General features: G+C 57.6%; 19 protein-coding genes and 1 tRNA gene. 3 read left to right on the forward strand and 17 right to left on the reverse strand.

The window, feature by feature from the left end:
* The 10 genes from ABYM29_RS10615 to ffh all read right to left on the reverse strand — a co-directional run.
* A partial coding sequence (locus ABYM29_RS10615; protein ID WP_372864711.1) for a DHH family phosphoesterase occupies nt 1–966 on the reverse strand: 966 nt, incomplete at its 3' end.
* 1 nt (nt 967) lies between these two features.
* Nucleotides 968–2365, reverse strand: a complete 1398-nt coding sequence (thrC, locus tag ABYM29_RS10620) for a threonine synthase (RefSeq protein WP_372864712.1) — start codon at nt 2363–2365, stop codon at nt 968–970.
* A 66-nt stretch (nt 2366–2431) separates the two neighbouring features.
* Entirely contained in the window at nt 2432–3739 is a 1308-nt protein-coding gene (locus tag ABYM29_RS10625; protein WP_372864713.1) for a homoserine dehydrogenase, read from the reverse strand.
* 163 nt (nt 3740–3902) lie between these two features.
* Nucleotides 3903–4676, reverse strand: a complete 774-nt coding sequence (locus ABYM29_RS10630; protein ID WP_372864730.1) for a DsbC family protein — start codon at nt 4674–4676, stop codon at nt 3903–3905.
* Between the two features lie 77 nt (nt 4677–4753).
* Complete coding sequence (xerD, locus tag ABYM29_RS10635; RefSeq protein ID WP_372864714.1) at nt 4754–5662, reverse strand: site-specific tyrosine recombinase XerD; 909 nt, start codon at nt 5660–5662, stop codon at nt 4754–4756.
* A 102-nt stretch (nt 5663–5764) separates the two neighbouring features.
* Complete coding sequence (gene rplS / locus ABYM29_RS10640) at nt 5765–6127, reverse strand: 50S ribosomal protein L19 (RefSeq protein ID WP_372864715.1); 363 nt, start codon at nt 6125–6127, stop codon at nt 5765–5767.
* 46 nt (nt 6128–6173) lie between these two features.
* The gene (trmD, locus tag ABYM29_RS10645) at nt 6174–6914 is read right to left on the reverse strand and encodes a tRNA (guanosine(37)-N1)-methyltransferase TrmD (RefSeq protein ID WP_372864716.1); all 741 of its coding nucleotides are present in this window, start codon (nt 6912–6914) and stop codon (nt 6174–6176) included.
* Nucleotides 6915–6948: 34 nt separating this feature from the next.
* Nucleotides 6949–7473, reverse strand: a complete 525-nt coding sequence (gene rimM, locus ABYM29_RS10650; RefSeq protein ID WP_372864717.1) for a ribosome maturation factor RimM — start codon at nt 7471–7473, stop codon at nt 6949–6951.
* A gap of 6 nt (nt 7474–7479) precedes the next feature.
* Nucleotides 7480–7728, reverse strand: a complete 249-nt coding sequence (rpsP, locus tag ABYM29_RS10655) for a 30S ribosomal protein S16 (protein WP_372864718.1) — start codon at nt 7726–7728, stop codon at nt 7480–7482.
* A gap of 268 nt (nt 7729–7996) precedes the next feature.
* Nucleotides 7997–9370: a signal recognition particle protein gene (gene ffh, locus ABYM29_RS10660; protein WP_372864719.1), complete on the reverse strand. Its 1374-nt coding sequence runs from the start codon at nt 9368–9370 to the stop codon at nt 7997–7999.
* A 186-nt stretch (nt 9371–9556) separates the two neighbouring features.
* On the opposite strand from ffh, the gene ABYM29_RS10665 reads away from it, so the two are divergent.
* Nucleotides 9557–10357, forward strand: a complete 801-nt coding sequence (locus tag ABYM29_RS10665; protein WP_372864721.1) for an inner membrane protein YpjD — start codon at nt 9557–9559, stop codon at nt 10355–10357.
* A gap of 86 nt (nt 10358–10443) precedes the next feature.
* Nucleotides 10444–11730, forward strand: a complete 1287-nt coding sequence (locus ABYM29_RS10670) for an HlyC/CorC family transporter (protein ID WP_372864722.1) — start codon at nt 10444–10446, stop codon at nt 11728–11730.
* Nucleotides 11731–11740: 10 nt separating this feature from the next.
* Here the strand turns inward: ABYM29_RS10670 and ABYM29_RS10675 are convergent, their stop codons facing one another.
* From ABYM29_RS10675 to queA, 5 genes are read right to left on the reverse strand one after another with little or no spacing between them, the layout of a single operon-like run.
* A complete protein-coding gene (locus ABYM29_RS10675) occupies nt 11741–11932 on the reverse strand; it encodes a DUF1289 domain-containing protein (protein WP_372864724.1) in 192 nt (63 codons plus the stop codon).
* A complete protein-coding gene (locus ABYM29_RS10680; protein ID WP_372864725.1) occupies nt 11922–12494 on the reverse strand; it encodes a gamma carbonic anhydrase family protein in 573 nt (190 codons plus the stop codon). Before ABYM29_RS10680 ends, ABYM29_RS10675 begins: the two co-directional genes overlap by 11 nt.
* 19 nt (nt 12495–12513) lie before the next feature.
* On the reverse strand, nt 12514–12831 hold the full coding sequence (locus ABYM29_RS10685; RefSeq protein ID WP_372864727.1) for an NGG1p interacting factor NIF3: 318 nt from the start codon (nt 12829–12831) through the stop codon (nt 12514–12516).
* Nucleotides 12824–13933: a tRNA guanosine(34) transglycosylase Tgt gene (gene tgt, locus ABYM29_RS10690; protein WP_372864732.1), complete on the reverse strand. Its 1110-nt coding sequence runs from the start codon at nt 13931–13933 to the stop codon at nt 12824–12826. The genes ABYM29_RS10685 and tgt overlap by 8 nt, the downstream gene beginning before the upstream one ends.
* A gap of 49 nt (nt 13934–13982) precedes the next feature.
* The gene (gene queA, locus ABYM29_RS10695) at nt 13983–15047 is read right to left on the reverse strand and encodes a tRNA preQ1(34) S-adenosylmethionine ribosyltransferase-isomerase QueA (RefSeq protein WP_372864733.1); all 1065 of its coding nucleotides are present in this window, start codon (nt 15045–15047) and stop codon (nt 13983–13985) included.
* 147 nt (nt 15048–15194) lie between these two features.
* Between queA and ABYM29_RS10700 the strand changes: the two genes are divergently transcribed.
* Nucleotides 15195–15281: transfer RNA gene (locus ABYM29_RS10700), tRNA-Leu, on the forward strand.
* Nucleotides 15282–15423: 142 nt separating this feature from the next.
* On the opposite strand, the gene rluF is transcribed toward ABYM29_RS10700, so the two are convergent.
* Nucleotides 15424–16161 (reverse strand): 23S rRNA pseudouridine(2604) synthase RluF, encoded by a 738-nt coding sequence (rluF, locus tag ABYM29_RS10705; RefSeq protein WP_372864728.1) that lies wholly within the window; start codon nt 16159–16161, stop codon nt 15424–15426.
* Nucleotides 16162–16424: 263 nt separating this feature from the next.
* The gene (locus ABYM29_RS10710) at nt 16425–16661 is read right to left on the reverse strand and encodes a cation:proton antiporter (protein WP_372864729.1); all 237 of its coding nucleotides are present in this window, start codon (nt 16659–16661) and stop codon (nt 16425–16427) included.
* Between the last annotated feature and the right edge of the window lie 317 nt (nt 16662–16978).

Raw genomic sequence — 16978 nt, forward strand, 5'->3', positions numbered from 1 at the left:
ATCATCCAGCTCGGCCGCCAAAGCCAGGGCGCGCTGCGGGTCATTCTCCAGCAGGCAGCGAATGCCCACGGTCATATCGTCGAGGCGGCCGGCGGCGTTCAGGCGCGGACCGACAGCAAAGCCCAGATCCGTGGCCACCAACCGCGCCGGCTCACGGCCGGCGACCTTAAGCAGCGCGGTGATGCCGGGGCGGCAGCGACCGGCGCGAATTCGCCGCAGGCCCTGCTCCACCAACACCCGGTTGGCGTGACTCAGCGGCACCACATCGGCCACCGTGCCCAGCGCCACCAGGTCCAGCAACGCCGCCAGATTCGGCCCGCGACCATCGGCGAACTGACCGCGCTCACGCAGCAGCGAGCGCAGCGCCAGCAGCACATAGAACATGACGCCAACACCGGCTAGGGATTTATCGGGGAAATCGCAACCCGCCTGGTTTGGATTCACAATGGCCAAGGCCGCGGGCAGCGCGTCGCCGGGCAGGTGATGGTCGGTGACAATCACCGGAATTCCCTGCGCCGCAGCCGCCGCCACGCCTTCGAGGCTGGATATCCCGTTGTCGACGGTAATGATCAGATCCGGCTGGCGCTCGGCGGCCACCGCGACGATTTCCGGGCTCAGGCCATAACCGTATTCAAAACGGTTGGGCACCAAAAAGTCGACGTCGGCAGCCCCCAGCGCGCGCAGTCCCAGCACCGCCAAGGTGGTACTGGTGGCGCCGTCGCAGTCAAAGTCACCGACGATCAGCAATTTTTTGCCGTCACTGATCGCCGCCGCCAACGCCTCGGCAGCCGTATCCAGTCCCTTCATGGTCGGTGCGGGCAGGGCATCCAAGCCCAGTTCGGCCTGTTCCGGGGACGCCAAGCCACGGGCGACATAGAGCCGCGACAACAGCGGTGGCAGAGTCGAAAAAGCCGCCAGCTTATCAGCGGCGGCTTGTCGGGGAATAACGCGCGGAAAGCGGCTCACCTCAGGCGCGGATATTCTTGGCCATAAAGTCGTGCACGCCGGCGATTTCGTTGTCGAGCACCTCGTAGCGCTCGTCGAGGTCGAACAGGTCTGCCATGTGGTGCGGCAGGGCCGGTGCCGTGGGGTAGCCCGCCTTCATCACCGCCTCGGGGAACTTGGCCGGATGGGCCGTGGCCAGAGTGATCATCGGCACACTGCGATCACGCCAGCACTCGCGAGCGGCTTTAACGCCGATCGCCGAGTGCGGGTCGAGCAGGTATTCGCTGTCGTCGTAGACACCGGCGATGGTCGCCACGGTGTCGGCATCCGTCACGCTACAGCTGGCGAACAGCTCGCGCACCCGATCAAAGGCCGCCGCTGGCAGCGATACCGTTTCAGTGTTCATACGCTGCATCAAATCGGCAATGGCGGCGCCGTCGCGGTCAAAACAGTCGAACAACATGCGCTCGAAGTTGCTGGACACCACAATATCCATGCTCGGCGACAGAGTGTGTTGCAGCTCCTGCTTTTCAAATTTATTGCCGCTGATCACCCGGTGCAGAATATCGTTTTGGTTGGTCGCCACCACCAGTTGCTCAATGGGCAGGCCCATTTGCTTGGCGAGATAACCGGCGTAGATATCGCCGAAGTTACCGGTGGGCACCGAAAAACTGACCTTGCGCGCCGGCGCGCCAACCGCATAGGCGGCATAAAAGTAGTAAACGATCTGGGCCATGATGCGCGCCCAGTTGATCGAGTTCACCGCCACAAGCTGACGGCCCTCGGGCAGAAAGCTCTGGTCGGCAAAACTGGCCTTAACCATCGCCTGGCAGTGGTCGAAATGGCCTTTCAAGGCGATATTGTGGATGTTGTCGCCCTGCACGGTGGTCATCTGCCGGCGCTGTACATCGGAGACGCGCTGGTAGGGATGCAGAATAAAAATATCAACGTTCGCGCAGCGCTTAACACCCTGGATCGCCGCCGAACCGGTATCGCCCGAGGTCGCCCCCATCACCACGACTTTCTGCTGGCGCTTTTCCAGCACGTAATCCAGCAGGCGACCGAGCATTTGCAGGGCAAAATCTTTAAACGCCAGAGTCGGCCCCTGGAACAATTCCAGCAACCACTCGTTGTGCCCCAACTGCACCAGCGGCGCGATAGCCGGATGACGGAAGTCGGCGTAGCTGTCGTCGATAATGGCTTTGAGGTCGGCATCCGGAATACTGCCAGCCACAAAGGGTTGAACAATTTCAAAGGCCAGGTCGGTATAGCTCAGCGACGACCAGGCGGCAATTTGCTCGGGACTGTAGCTGGGCAGGGACTCGGGCACATAAAGGCCACCGTCCGGTGCCAAGCCAGTGAGCAGAACATCTTCAAAATTCAGGGCGGGCGCTTGGCCGCGGGTGCTGATGTATTTCACGTTGCGAACTCTTGAATAATTTAAGTGCGACTGCGCCAGCCAGCGGCGCAGCAGTCAGTCGACGGTTCAGCCAGCGAGCGATTCCACCCGGATACGCGTCACTTCGCCGACAATCCCTTCCAGGCCTTCGATACGGGCCACGGCTGACGACAATTTACGCTCAACCGTGCGATTGGTCAGAATAATCACCGGCACCAGATTGGCGCCCTCAGCCGGCTCTTTCTGGATCAAGGCCTCGATACTGATGCCATCGTCGCTGAGAATCTGCGCGACTTTCGACAGCACACCGGGCTTGTCCAATGCCGACATACGCAGGTAGTAGGCCGTTTCCACGTCGTCGATGGGCAGCACCGGATGGTCGCTCAGCGACGATGTTTGGAAAGAAAGATAAGGCACACGGTGACGCGGCTCGGCGCTGAGCGTGCGCGCCACATCAACCACATCGGCAACCACTGCCGAGGCCGTCGGCTCACTGCCAGCACCAGCGCCGTAGTAGAGCGTCGGGCCGACGGCGTCAGACTGCACCAGCACGGCATTCATCACGCCGTTCACATTGGCAATCAGCCGCTTTTCAGGAATCAGGGTCGGGTGAACGCGCAGTTCAATACCGCTGTCGGTATCGCGGGCAATGCCCAAGTGCTTAATGCGATAGCCCAGTTGCTCGGCGTAAATCACATCTTCCTGAGCGATGCGGCTAATACCCTCGGTATACACCTTGTCGAACTGCAGTGGTATACCAAAGGCCAGCGAGGCCAGAATGACCAGCTTGTGGGCGGCGTCGATGCCTTCAACATCAAAGGTGGGGTCCGCTTCGGCGTAGCCCAGTGCCTGCGCTTCGGCCAACACGTCGTTAAAATCGCGCCCCTTGTCGCGCATTTCGGTCAGAATAAAATTGCCGGTGCCGTTGATGATGCCCGCCAGCCACTGAATTTTGTTGCCCGCCAAACCTTCGCGCAGCGCCTTGATAATGGGGATACCCCCTGCCACGGCCGCCTCGAAGGCAACGGTAACGCCCCGCTCTGCCGCCGCCGCAAAAATTTCGTTGCCGTGTTCAGCAATCAGCGCTTTGTTGGCCGTGACGACGTGCTTGCCATTGGCAATCGCCTTGAGCACCAGCTCCTTGGCCACGGTCGTGCCGCCGATGAGCTCAACCAAAATATCGACGTTCGGGTTTTCAGCAACGGCGAAGATATCGCGATTAATCGCCACATCAGCGGTATCGCAGTTGGGATTGTCACGGCGCGCGCCGATCTCAGTCACGACGATTTCAGCACCGACACGGGCGGCAATCTCCGCTGCATTGCGCGTTAACACGGCATAGGTGCCACTGCCGACAGTACCCAGACCACATATACCTACTCTGACCGGATTCACCGCTGCTCCTTTCTTTAAATTGAAAACTCAATCGATAAGGCGCCGCGCAATGCGCGGCGTCAAGAATTGCCCATTTTATGCCAGGACGGGGGGCGAGCGCCATGCCGAAGCAGGCGCTACGGGACATTGATGGGCAATTTCTCGCCCATTGATGCCGACAGGCTTAGCGAGAAGCCAGTGGAATGAGCTGATCGGCGGGGCGATAGCCAGGGATCAACATGCCGGTTTCGGTAATAATCGCCGGCGTGCCGGTCACACCCAAGCGCTGTCCCAGCTCAAATTGCTGAATGATCGGTGTCTCGCACTGCTTGGCCGGCAGCGACTGGCGCGCCTTTAGGGCATCCATCGCCGCCAACCGGTCGTCGGCACACCAGGCCGAAACCATTTTGTTAAAGGTGGGAGTACCCACCCCCTGACGGGGATAAGCCAGATAGCGCACCTCTATCCCCTGAGCGTTAAGCGCGGGCACTTCTCTATGCAGTTTCTGACAAAAGCCGCAATCGACGTCGGTAAACACATACAGCGCCCCCTTGGTTTCACCCTTTGGGCTGAAAATGATCATATCTTCGCGGGCGACCTGAGCCAGCAGCTCTTTGCGCATCGGCTGCAGACGTTTCTCAGCAACATTTTCTATGCCGTTTGCACTCAGCTCGTACAGGTCGCCGGCGATAAAGTACTGACCACTGGCGCTGGAATACACTGTCGGGCCATTCTTCATCTCAACGCGGTAGACCCCCGGCATTTCACTGGGCGCCACCACATCAATTTGCAAATCGGGCCGCGAGCGCTGGAAAGCGTCTCGAATCGCCTGCTCGGCCGCGGCATCGACAAAAGTCGCCTTGCCGGCCGTTGACGCATAAGCATTGGCTGACAGGGCGCCCAGCACCATCAGAGAAGCCGCGAAAAGAGGCAGTGAACGGGATAAGATTTTGTGCATTTTCAACTAACTTCTCCGTCAGCATAGGTAGGAAGGTGGGGAATAATAACACTGTGAACGCCAGACGCACGTCAAGTTCAACCGCGAGGGTGGTGTTCACTATGCAAAGTTTGCATTCGCTCACGGGCAACATGCGTATAAATTTGTGTAGTACTCAGATCACTGTGTCCGAGCAATAGTTGAACCACCCGCAAATCCGCGCCGTGATTCACCAAATGTGTCGCAAAGGCGTGGCGCAGCGTATGGGGAGAAATCGTGCCGCGAATACCGGCGCGCTGCGCGTACAGCTTAATACGGTGCCAGAAAGTCTGGCGGGTCATCATTTGCCCGCGGCGACTGGGAAACAATACATCGGACTCCCCGTCAGCGAGCAGCTGTGGGCGAGCGCAGCGCAGGTACTGCTGCAAGCAGTACAGCGCCTCCTCCCCCATCGGCACCAGGCGCTCTTTATTGCCTTTGCCGGTCACCCTAATGACTCCCTGGGCGGTGCTGAGCTGAGCAAAGCGCAGGCTGACCAACTCCGTCACCCGCAAACCGGTGGCATACAGCAGTTCAAGCATAGCGCGATCGCGCTGCTCAATAGCAATGTCGTCATCGGGCTGAGCCAGCAGCGCCTCGACATCGGCCTCGCTCAAGGATTTTGGCAGCGGCCTGCCAAGCTTCGGCGCATCAATATTGGCCAGGGGGTCGTCACTTAAACGCCCCTCGCGCAACTGATAGCGATAAAAACCGCGCAAACAAGACATCAATCTGGCCGTGCTGCGCGCCGACTTACCGCCGCTGCGCTGATCCGCCAAATAATCCAATACCTCGATGCGCCCGCATTGCAGCAACCCGCTGTCGCGCTGCGCCAGCCACGCCGACCACTGCTGCAGGTCCCGGCGGTAGGCTTGCAGACTGTTGTCACTGAGGCCGCGCTCCAACCACAGCGCATCGATATAGCGGTCGATATGGGCCTGATCGCGCTCAGCAGCTAACTGCGCCATGACAAGGCTCCTGAATTCACTGCAAAAATTGTATCCCGGCGCCGGCCAGAAACGCAAAAAAGGCAGCCATTGGCTGCCTTTTTTGCGTGCTCAACAAGTCGCTTACGACTTGGTAGCCAACTTCTCTTTGATACGCGCAGAACGGCCGCTGCGCTCACGCAGGTAGTACAGCTTGGCTTGGCGTACATCACCGCGACGCTTAACCTGAATGCTGTCGATCAACGTGCTGTAGCTCTGGAAAGTACGCTCGACACCAACACCGTGGGAGATTTTGCGAACAGTGAAAGAAGAGTTCAGCGCACGGTTGCGCTTGGCAATAACCACACCTTCAAATGCCTGCAAACGCTCGCGAGTACCTTCCTTAACTTTTACCTGAACGACAACGGTGTCGCCGGGGCTGAATTCCGGCAGCTCTTTGGCGGTCTGCTCCGCTTCCAGTTCGGCGATAATTTTGTTGGTGCTCATGGCATGCTCCTGAATAAATGTTGGTAGCTTCACAGCTAGCTGTCTATTAATTGTTAAGCTCGCGAATATACTCCGCCAGCAGTGTCTTTTCTTCGTCGCTCAGTGTTCTGCTATCAAGCAAATCCGGGCGCCGCAAGTATGTCCGACCCAGAGCCTGCTTCAAGCGCCAGCGTCGTATGGCACCGTGGTTGCCACTTAGCAACACATCGGGAACCACGTCTCCCTCATACACCTCGGGTCGGGTGTAATGCGGGCAATCTAACAGGCCCTGAGCAAAGGAATCCTGCTCCGCCGACTGCTGATGCCCTAGAACACCTGGCAGCAGACGACTGACTCCATCGATCATCACCATGGCGGCCAACTCACCGCCGCTGATCACATAGTCACCGATAGACCATTCTTCATCAATCTCGCGCTCGATCAACCGCTCATCCACGCCTTCGTAGCGCCCGGCAAGCAAAATCAACGCCTCGCTGCCGGCTAATGCTTCCAAACCCGCCTGGTCCAAAGGACGCCCCTGCGGCGATAAATACACCGTCTTGGCCGGTTTAGCTATACGACTGCGCGCCGCATGCAGCGCGCGAGTCAGGGGCTCGGCCATCATAACCATGCCCGGACCGCCGCCGTAGGGTCGATCATCAACAGTCTGATGACGATCCTCGGTAAACTCTCGGGGGTTGATGCACTGCAGCGCCAACACGCCCTTCTGTACCGCTCGCCCAGTGACACCGTAATCAGTGATGGCACTGAACATTTCCGGGAACAGCGTTACCACTGCAATATCCATGGTACTGCCCCTTTCACGTTGCGATCGCCCGAACTTAAAACTCCGGGTCCCAGTCCACCTGGATCGCGCCGCCCTGCAGATCTATGTTCTGCACAAAATCTCCAGGCAAATAGGGGATCAAACGCTCCCTATCATCGAGACTGCCTTCGCAAGGCCTCACTACCAACACATCGTTGGCCCCGGTCTCGATCAAGTGGTCGATCTCACCCAGCAATTGCCCGTTGGCAAATACCTGCAGACCCACCAGCTGATGCCAGTAAAACTCATCGTCAGACAGCGCCGGCAACTGGTCGGCCGTCACGCCCAACTCCAACCCGCAATACTGACGGGCCAGTTCACGATCATCGACACCTTGCAGGTGGGCAACAATGCCCTTGCCATGGCGACGACATTCGTCGATTTCAACTTCCTGCCAGCGACCCGCCTTGTTCAGCAGATAGCCAGAGAAGCCGAGAAAATTCTCTATAGGGTCGGTAAAGGAATGTATCTTTACCCACCCTTTAACCCCGTATACCGTCGATATCTTGGCAACAACGACCGGTTCTGGCGAGGTCGACACCCGCGCTTACTCGGCTGCCGGAGCTTCTTTAACCAGCTTGGCAACGCGATCAGACAGCTGAGCGCCCTGGGCAACCCAGTGATCAATGCGCGCTGTGTCGATACGCAGACGCTCTTCGTTGCCGCGAGCAACAGGGTTAAAGAAGCCCACACGCTCGATGAAACGGCCATCGCGTGAAGTGCGGCTATCAGTGACTGTCAGGTGGTAAAAGGGGCGCTTTTTAGAGCCGCCGCGTGCCAAACGAATAGTGACCATTCTTGTTCCAGTTCCTAGCTTTTTGGGCAGAGGCCTAAGCCACTGCTGCGAAATTTCTGAGCCTATTAACGACCCGGAGCCGTAAAGGCGCGGAATTATAAGGGAAAGTCTGTGTATTTGAAACAGCTAACGCGGTTTTTTCCGACTGGATTCACCAAGCCGCCCAAACCGCCCCCACTCGCCCGCCAACACAGACAATAAGCTACTGTTTTTCTAACACTTTTCCCAAACCCCACGCCCAGCTCGGCAGCTTACGCCAAGCCGACAATTACATGCCGGGGAAACGGCCGCCACCGGGGGGCATCATCCCGCCCATACCCCGCATCATATTGGTCATACCGCCCTTCTGACCCATCTTTTTCATCATCTTGGCCATCTGTTTATGCTGCTTCAGCAGGCGATTAAGGTCCTGAATCTGCGTACCAGAACCCGCCACAATGCGTTTTTTTCTAGAGCCGTTAAGCAAATCCGGATTGCGGCGCTCAGCCGGTGTCATGGAGTTAATGATCGCCTCCATGCGGGTAAACATCTTGGTATCCAACTGACTCTGCGCCATCTGCGCCATATTGCCCATGCCCGGCAACTTATCCAGCATGCCGGTAATACCGCCCATGTTCTGCATTTGCTGCAACTGGTCGCGCAAATCTTCCAGATCGAACTTCTTGCCCTTCTTGAGCTTCTTGGCCAGCTTCTCCGCTTTTTGCTTGTCGAGCTTGGCCTCAGCCTCATCGATCAGCGACAGAATATCGCCCATCCCCAAAATCCGCGAGGCGACGCGATCCGGGTGGAAGGGATCCAGCGCATCAGTCTTCTCACCGACACCCAGGAATTTAATCGGCTTGCCGGTGATATGGCGAACCGACAGGGCGGCACCACCGCGGCTGTCAGCGTCGGCCTTGGTCAGCACCACCCCCGTTAATGGCAGCGCCTCACCAAAAGCCTTTGCGGTGTTCGCAGCATCCTGGCCGGTCATGGCATCGACGACAAACAGCGTCTCAGCAGGTGTAATGGCCGCATGCAGGTCTTTAATCTCGGTCATCATATCGCTGTCGATATGCAGACGACCGGCGGTATCGACAATCACCACATCGTAAAAACGCAGCTTCGCCTCGGCGACTGCCGCCCTGCCGATATCCACCGCTTTTTGTTCCGTGGTGCTGGGGAAGAATTCAACCCCCACGTCCTTGGCCAGCGTTTCCAACTGCTTGATGGCTGCGGGACGGTAGATATCTGCACTGACGACCAGTACCTTTTTCTTTTCTTTTTCCTTCAGGTATTTGGCCAGCTTACCCACCGTAGTGGTTTTACCCGCCCCCTGCAGGCCGGCCATCAAAATTACCGCCGGCGGCTGAGTGGCAAAATTCAGCCCCTCATTTTTGTCGCCCATAATATGTTCCAGCTCTTGCTGGACAATTTTCACGAACATCTGCCCGGGACTCAGGCTTTTGCTGACTTCTTGACCCACTGCACGCTGGCGCACAGCCTCGACGAAATCCTTCACTACCGGCAGCGCCACATCAGCTTCCAGCAGCGCCATGCGCACATCACGCATTGCATCTTTAATATTGTCGTCGCTGAGTCGGGCCTGGCCGGTGACATGGCGCAGGGTTTGCGATAAACGTTCGGTCAGGTTTTCAAACATGCAATCAGCTCTCAAAAGTCGGAAATACGCCTACTCTGTGCGGCTGTATCGACAGGCCGCCACCAAGACGCTTACAATCAGCCCCACTTATAGCGCGCAGCCGGGCTGACAGAAAGACGCGGAAGTATAACCGAGTCACTCCCCAGACCCCAAGCGCAGACAGGGAATCCGGCAAAGCCGAGCTAGATGAACATTGCAAGCAGTCTAATCGCTATCCTACTGTACCTCCTCGCCACCGCCGCCCAGGCGCGGCGATTGCGCGCTGGCAGCGGCCAGCAGCTTAGCCGGGCCAGCCTGACACTGGGGCTGGCGGCCATGGCCGCTCACGGGGTGGCAGCGATCACCGCCATCGCTACGCCAGCTGGCGCCGACCTGGGGCTTTCCCAACTGTTTTCGCTGCTCAGCGGGCTGATTTGCGTAATCACCGTAGGCGCCAGCCTGCGCCGACCACTGCACAATTTATTGCTGGCGCTGTTCCCGCTGGCGGCACTGGCCATTACCCTGGAACTGCTCCTGCCGGGCAGCGAGGGCGGCGAACGCTATTCCGCCGGCATGTACAGCCATATCATTTTGTCGATCCTCGCCTACAGCCTGCTGACCATCGCCGCGGTCCAGGCGATCGTACTGGCCAGCCAGGACCGCATGCTGCGCCAGCACCAACTGCGTGGCCTGCCCAGCTTTATGCCGCCCCTGCAGACCATGGAAAGCATGCTGTTTGAGCTGATTGCTGCCAGCCTGCTGCTACTCACCGCCGCCATCGCCACCGGTGTATTATTTGTCGACGACCTGCTGGCCCAGCATTTGCTGCACAAAACCGCGTTTTCGGTGCTGGCCTGGATTTTACTCGGGGTATTACTGGCTGGCCGACTGGCGCTGGGCTGGCGGGGGCGCACCGCCATCCGCTGGACGCTGTGGGCTTTCGCCTTCCTGCTGCTCGGCTACCTGGGCACCAAAATCGCTCTATCGCTGATTCCCACAAAGCCTTGAGCACATTCACGACCGCTGCGGCTTGTGCCGCCGGCGGTTTTTCTTCAAGATTGGCACTGCATTTTTTATCGGGAGTTTAGGGCTTTTTGAACGAAGCACCGCTGGGTATATTATTTGGAATATTGGCCTCGCTGATTTTCTTTTCCGGTTTCTTCTCCGGCTCTGAAACCGGAATGATGTCCCTTAACCGATATCGCCTGCGTCACAAGGCGAAAAGCGGCCACCGAGGTGCGCGCCGTGCTGCACGCCTGCTGGAAAATCCTGACAGCCTAATCAGCACCATTCTTATCGGCAACAACCTGATTAACAACCTCGCCGCCGCCCTCGCCACCGTACTGACTATTCGCCTCTACGGCGACAATGTGGTGGTGCCGGCATCAATACTGCTGACTCTGGTCTTTTTGATCTTTGCCGAGATCATTCCCAAAACCATTGCCGCCTACAAGGCCGAAATGGTGGCCTATACTGTCAGCCATATCCTGCTGCCACTGCGCAGCTTGTTGTTCCCCGTCATCTGGCTGGTCAGCCATATCACTCATTTCGTGCTGCGCATCACCGGCGTAGAAAAAAATGACGGCAGCGAGCACATTGGCCTCGAGGAACTGCGCACCATCGTCGGCGATGCCGGCCACCTGATTCCCAAGCACCACCGCGGCATGCTGCTGAATATTCTCGATCTGGAACTCATCACCGTCGACGATATTATGATTCCGCGCAACGAGGTCTACGGTATCGATATCGAATCCGAAACCACCTGCATTATCGAAAAACTGCGCGATGCTGAATTCACCCGCATTCCGGTCTATCAAAACGATATCGACAATGTTGTCGGCATTTTGCACCAGCGCGACATCATCAACAGCGTTGACGAACTGGGCCGGGTGCAACGCGACAAGCTGCTGCAGGCACTGCGCTCGCCCTACTTTATTCCCGAGGGCACACCGCTGCACACCCAGCTGTTCAACTTCCAAAAACAGAAGCGCCGCATGGGTATCGTAGTCGACGAATACGGGGTCATGCAGGGCATCGTCACCCTGGAAGACCTGCTGGAAGAGATTGTTGGCGAGTTCACCTCGAACCTAAGCACCGATACCGACGACATCACCCACCAGAGCGACGGTTCTTTTGTCATCGACGGCACCACCACCGTGCGCGACATCAACAAGACGCTGAAATGGGAGCTGCCCACCGACGGCCCGAAAACCCTCAACGGCCTACTACTAGAAAAACTGGAGAGTTTTCCCGAAGCCATGGTCGGCGTCACCATTGACCGCTATCGCTTTGAAATTTTGGAAATGAAGGGGAACCTGATCCAACTGGTGCGCGCCTACCCCAAGGCCAAAACCAAGGCCAAGCGCAGCCTCCACAACTAGCAGTAAAGGTCTAAGCGTAGCGGGCCTTGCAGCGGGCATTGGCCCTCTGCACTATCTCTCGGCGAGCATCGTTATCCAGCGACGACCACTGGCGAATCTCCTCCACCGTGCGATAGCAGCCCGTACAAATATCTTTGTCATCCAGAGCGCATACCGAAATGCAGGGCGACTTCACCGGCTGAGCCTGCCGTTCAGAAGACATCGACGCCCTCCTCCTCGCCACCTACCTGTGCCGACGCCAAACTCTGGGGACGCAGCTCAGCCAAGAAGCGCTGACCGTTTTCAACGTAGTGCTGGGCTGACAGCGCCAGCGTCAGCTGCTCGACATCGCTGAGGCTGCGCTTGACCTTGGCGGGCATACCCATCACCAGCGAGCCATCGGGAATTTCCATCCCCTCCGTCACCAGCGCATTGGCGCCAATCAAGCAGTTTTTGCCAATCTTGGCGCCATTGAGCACCACCGCATTCATCCCGATCAGGCTGCCGTCGCCAATAGTGCAGCCGTGCAGCATCACTTTGTGACCCACCGTTACATCTTCACCGATTTCCATCGGAAAGCCGTGATCCGTGTGCAAAATACTGCCGTCTTGAATATTGCTGCGCGCACCGACGCGAATCTCTTCGGTATCGCCGCGAATCACCACGTTAAACCAGATACTGACTTGATTTTGCAGCACGACATCGCCGATCAGTGTGGCGTTATCGGCAATAAAATGGCCTTCGCCATACATCCTGACCTTGCGGTCACCCAGTTCATACAGCATGAGCTATCTCTCTTGCCGCCTACAGCAGCACGTTTACGATTTCAGTGACGTCGAAGGCCGGCTCTTCGTAGGGATGAGCGCGCTTAAGCGCGTGCAACACATTTTTCAGCGCAGGCTCTTCGCAGAGCATTTCTACCCGGTATTCCGGCACAACCTCCAGCTTACCCCGCTCGCCAATAAACGGCTGGGCGTCCTCGCCCGGCTTAAACTGGCCGTAACCCAGGGTCTGCCAGCAGCAGTGCTGGTAATCCCCCTGGCGACCGGCACCGGCGGCAAACACCGCGTCTTTTACCGCCTCCAAGTGCGAGGCCGGCACAAAAAACACCAGCTTATACATTGGCCCTGCCATCCTGACTTGCGTAGAACTCCTCGGCAAAGGCCGCCAGGCGCCCCTCTTCGATCGCCTGGCGAATTGCCGCCATGTGGTTCTGATAGTAACGCAGGTTGTGGATGGTGTTTAGCTGAGCACCGAGAATCTCACGGCACTTATCCAAGTGGTGCAAATAGGCGCGGGAGAAATTCTGGCAGGTGTAGCAGTCGCAATTGGCATCCAGCGGCTGGTCGCTGTGGCGATGCACGGCGTTGCGAATTTTAATCACGCCGCTAGAGGTGAACAGGTGACCGTTGCGCGCATTGCGGGTGGGCATCACGCAGTCAAACATATCGACGCCGCGCATGACCGCCTCGAGAATATCCGAGGGCTTGCCCACGCCCATCAAATAACGCGGCCGCTCCGCCGGCAAATGCTCAGCGAGACTGTCCAGCACCTTCAACATCTCGTCCTTGGGCTCGCCCACCGACAGACCGCCGATCGCATAGCCATCAAAGCCAATATCTTGCAGACCGGCCAAGGATTCGCGGCGCAGCTCCGGGTACATACCACCCTGAATAATGCCAAACAGCGCCGCGTCATTGCCGGCGTGGGCCGCCTTGCTGCGCGCCGCCCAGCGCAGTGACAATTCCATCGACTTGCGCGCCTCGGCCTCGGTAGCCGGATACGGCGTGCACTCGTCAAAAATCATCACGATGTCCGACCCCAACTCGCGCTGCACCTGCATCGACACTTCCGGGTCCATATAGACCTTGCTGCCATCAACCGGCGACTGAAAGGACACGCCGTCTTCGCTGATTTTCCGCAGCTTGCCCAAGCTCCACACCTGAAAGCCACCAGAGTCGGTCAATATAGGCCCGTTCCAGCCGATGAAATCGTGCAGATCGCCGTGGGCCTTAACCACCTCGGTGCCCGGGCGCAGCATCAGGTGAAAGGTATTGCCGAGAATGATCTCGGCGCCGATTTCATGAATATCCCGCGGCAGCATGCCCTTGACCGTGCCGTAGGTGCCCACCGGCATAAACGCCGGCGTTTGCACCTTGCCGCGCGGGAAACTCAGTTCGCCGCGGCGCGCCAAACCATCTTGCGCACTGCAGCTAAAAGACATGCGACAGTCACCGGTATCGGCGCACTGATCACCGGCTTGAGAAGTGGCATCAGTCATCGCCAATATGCTCCTGTTGCTGGGAGGGGAAAACCAGCATGGCATCGCCATAGCTGAAAAAGCGATAGCGCTGCGCCACCGCATCGCGGTAGGCCGCCATCACCGGCTCGCGACCCGCCAGAGCGCTGACCAACATGATCAGCGTCGACTCCGGCAAATGAAAATTGGTCAGCAGGCCATCGATACTTTTGAATTGATAACCGGGGTAAATAAAAATACGGCTGTCGCCGGAAAACGCGGCAATTTCACCATGCTGCGAGGCACTTTCCAGGCTGCGCACACTGGTGGTGCCCACGGCAATCACTCGCCCCCCGCGCGCCCGCGTGGCCTTGACCTTATCGGCCACCTGTTGTGACACCTCGATGTATTCCGCGTGCATTTCATGGTCGCGAATATCGTCGGCGCGCACCGGCTGGAAGGTGCCAGCGCCGACATGCAGGGTCACAAACGCCCGCTCGACACCCTTGGCTTCACAGGCTGCCAAAAACTGTTCGGTAAAATGCAGGCCGGCGGTCGGCGCCGCCACCGCGCCGTCGCGGCTGGCGTAGACCGTTTGATAGCGCTGCTGATCGGCCGCTTCGTCGGCGCGATCGATATAGGGCGGCAGCGGCATATGACCAAATTCCTCGAGACGGCTGAGCAGCGACGCGTCAAAGCGCAGCTCAAACAAGGCACCCTGGCGGCCCAGCACTTCAACACAGGCATCGCTGACCGGCGCGTGCTCATCGGCAGCTAAATATAAACGACTACCGGGCTTTGGCGACTTGCTTGAGCGCACATGGGCCAGCGCCTGGCGCTCGTCAACCAGTCGCTCGATCAAAATTTCGATGCGCCCGCCACTTTCCTTGGCCCCAAACAGCCGCGCCGGAATCACCCGCGTATCGTTAAAAACCAGCAAGTCACCGTCGCGCAGATAGTCCAACAAATCGGGAAATTGGCGGTGCTGGCGCTCACCCTTGCTGTCCAGCACTAATAAACGGCTGCCGTCGCGCTGCGCCGCCGGATAGCGGGCGATCAGTTCGTCGGGCAGATCAAAGTGAAAGTCGCGGCGTTGCATACTCATTGGTCACTGGCGAAAGGGCGCAAGATTAACGGAAATCGCCAGCGGACTCCAATTACAGCGAGGGCAAATTCCTAGGCAAGAAATTGCTTCACACGATTGACCCGCCCGAAAAGGCTGCCTATAATCCCGCCTCCTCTCAAAGCCAGTGTGATGGAATTGGTAGACATGAGGGATTCAAAATCCCTTGCCTTCGCGGGCGTGTCGGTTCGAGTCCGACCACTGGTACCATATCTCAGTTTTTCTAAACGCCTGCAAAGCGTCAGCCTGAACCCCCTCAGCAAAACCTTCTAACACACAAGCACCCAGTATTCTCCGGCATCTCAGCGCCCGATCAATGGCGCCAAACACAGCACAGAGATACTGACGCCCGCTACCGGGATTTCTTCGAAACAGAAATTGACTGATTGATTTCCGCCATTTCTTTGGCCGTCAAATTGCGCCACTGGCCAACCTTAATGCCATCGAGTGATACATTCATAATCCGCGTTCTCTTCAGCCGCACCACCTCGTAGCCAAAGTGCTCACACATGCGCCGGATCTGGCGATTCATGCCCTGAACCAGCACAATTTTAAAAACACAGCGACTTAGCACCATCACTTTGCAGGGTTTAGTCACCGTGCCGAGAATGGGCACGCCCTTGGCCATCACTTCGGCAAACTGGCCGCTAATGGGCTTGTCTACCGTAACGATATACTCCTTCTCGTGGGCATTTTCTGCGCGCAAAATCTTGTTGACGATATCGCCGTCGCTGGTCAGAAAAATAAGCCCCTCTGAATCCTTGTCCAAACGCCCGATCGGGAAAATGCGCTTTTTATGCCGCACCGCGTCGATGATATTGCCCGGCACATGCAGTTCAGTGGTGCAGGTAATCCCCACCGGTTTGTGATAGGCGATATACACGCGCTCAGATTGATTCGGCGTTTTAGTGCGAATGCGCCGGCCTTCCACCATCACCACATCGCCGGGCATCACCTTGGCTCCCAGACCGGGAAACTTGCCATTGATGGTGACCTGCTTTTGCGCGATGAGCTTGTCAGCTTCGCGGCGCGAACAGCGCCCCGAATCACTGATAAATTTATTAAGGCGCCTACCTTCGTTTTCACTCACATCTTTACTCTCACGGTTATTCTCATTTCACCCAAGGGGCTATAGCCACCCTCTTCTGCCTATTTAAACGCTACGTGGATTCACGTTTTCACAAACACGCAATCGACACTCAATAGCCTTCGAGGCTGGTGCCGGGATCACAGCGCATTGTTGCACCGTCGCAGGGTGGCCACATAGTGCATGAAGTGCTGTTGGCATGAAAGTGCCCACGCCTCTACGATCACAAGCGACGGCGCCAGCAGCGCAGCCCGTGAGGACAATAGCTAGCGGCTAGACAAGCTGCGAACCCAGTATTTATTAGACGTACCCTGCACAAGCAAGCTAAACACCACCACCCCGAACACCATCGACTGAATTGTCCACCAGTAGGGCAGGCTCGTTGGCAATGACAACACCAGTGCAATCGCTATCGCCCCGCGCAAGCCACCCCAAATCAATAACAGCTGCCAGCCAATCGAAATCGGCCTGCCAAGTAACTTACTCAGTAGCGCTAAGACCACGCAGCCGTAACGACCCGGCCCTAGCGAGAGCGCTCGCAATAAGCATAGTAAATGTCCGCAAGTCGCACCTAGCCAACTATCCGGCGCAAGCTGTCTGCGGCCAGCGCCACAAGACGAATCACGCACATCTATTCACTGCCCTTCACATTCGCTTGTCCCGCAAGTCACCATTACCCACAATGGCCACTATCGTAAAACCAGTACAATGATAATCCGCGCAGCGAAGCACCATTACAGCAACACCGCCTTATGTTTGCAGCGCACGCATTACCATTTGCTAATCGTCACTAGCCTCTGCGGGACTTTCCCGAGCCGGC

The sequence above is a fragment of the Spongiibacter sp. genome, from assembly GCF_041602295.1.
Lineage (GTDB): Bacteria > Pseudomonadota > Gammaproteobacteria > Pseudomonadales > Spongiibacteraceae > Spongiibacter.

Excerpts from the sequence above, each read along its gene's own strand:
- xerD (WP_372864714.1), bottom strand. The coding sequence starts at position 5,662 with ATGGCGCAGTTAGCTGCTGAGCGCGATCAGGCCCATATCGACCGCTAT.
- ABYM29_RS10630 (WP_372864730.1), bottom strand. The coding sequence starts at position 4,676 with ATGCACAAAATCTTATCCCGTTCACTGCCTCTTTTCGCGGCTTCTCTG.
- ABYM29_RS10665 (WP_372864721.1), top strand. The coding sequence starts at position 9,557 with ATGAACATTGCAAGCAGTCTAATCGCTATCCTACTGTACCTCCTCGCC.
- queA (WP_372864733.1), bottom strand. The coding sequence starts at position 15,047 with ATGCAACGCCGCGACTTTCACTTTGATCTGCCCGACGAACTGATCGCC.
- rplS (WP_372864715.1), bottom strand. The coding sequence starts at position 6,127 with ATGAGCACCAACAAAATTATCGCCGAACTGGAAGCGGAGCAGACCGCC.
- ffh (WP_372864719.1), bottom strand. The coding sequence starts at position 9,370 with ATGTTTGAAAACCTGACCGAACGTTTATCGCAAACCCTGCGCCATGTC.
- rpsP (WP_372864718.1), bottom strand. The coding sequence starts at position 7,728 with ATGGTCACTATTCGTTTGGCACGCGGCGGCTCTAAAAAGCGCCCCTTT.
- ABYM29_RS10680 (WP_372864725.1), bottom strand. The coding sequence starts at position 12,494 with ATGCTGTATGAACTGGGTGACCGCAAGGTCAGGATGTATGGCGAAGGC.
- tgt (WP_372864732.1), bottom strand. The coding sequence starts at position 13,933 with ATGTCTTTTAGCTGCAGTGCGCAAGATGGTTTGGCGCGCCGCGGCGAA.
- ABYM29_RS10675 (WP_372864724.1), bottom strand. The coding sequence starts at position 11,932 with ATGTCTTCTGAACGGCAGGCTCAGCCGGTGAAGTCGCCCTGCATTTCG.
- trmD (WP_372864716.1), bottom strand. The coding sequence starts at position 6,914 with ATGGATATTGCAGTGGTAACGCTGTTCCCGGAAATGTTCAGTGCCATC.
- ABYM29_RS10685 (WP_372864727.1), bottom strand. The coding sequence starts at position 12,831 with ATGTATAAGCTGGTGTTTTTTGTGCCGGCCTCGCACTTGGAGGCGGTA.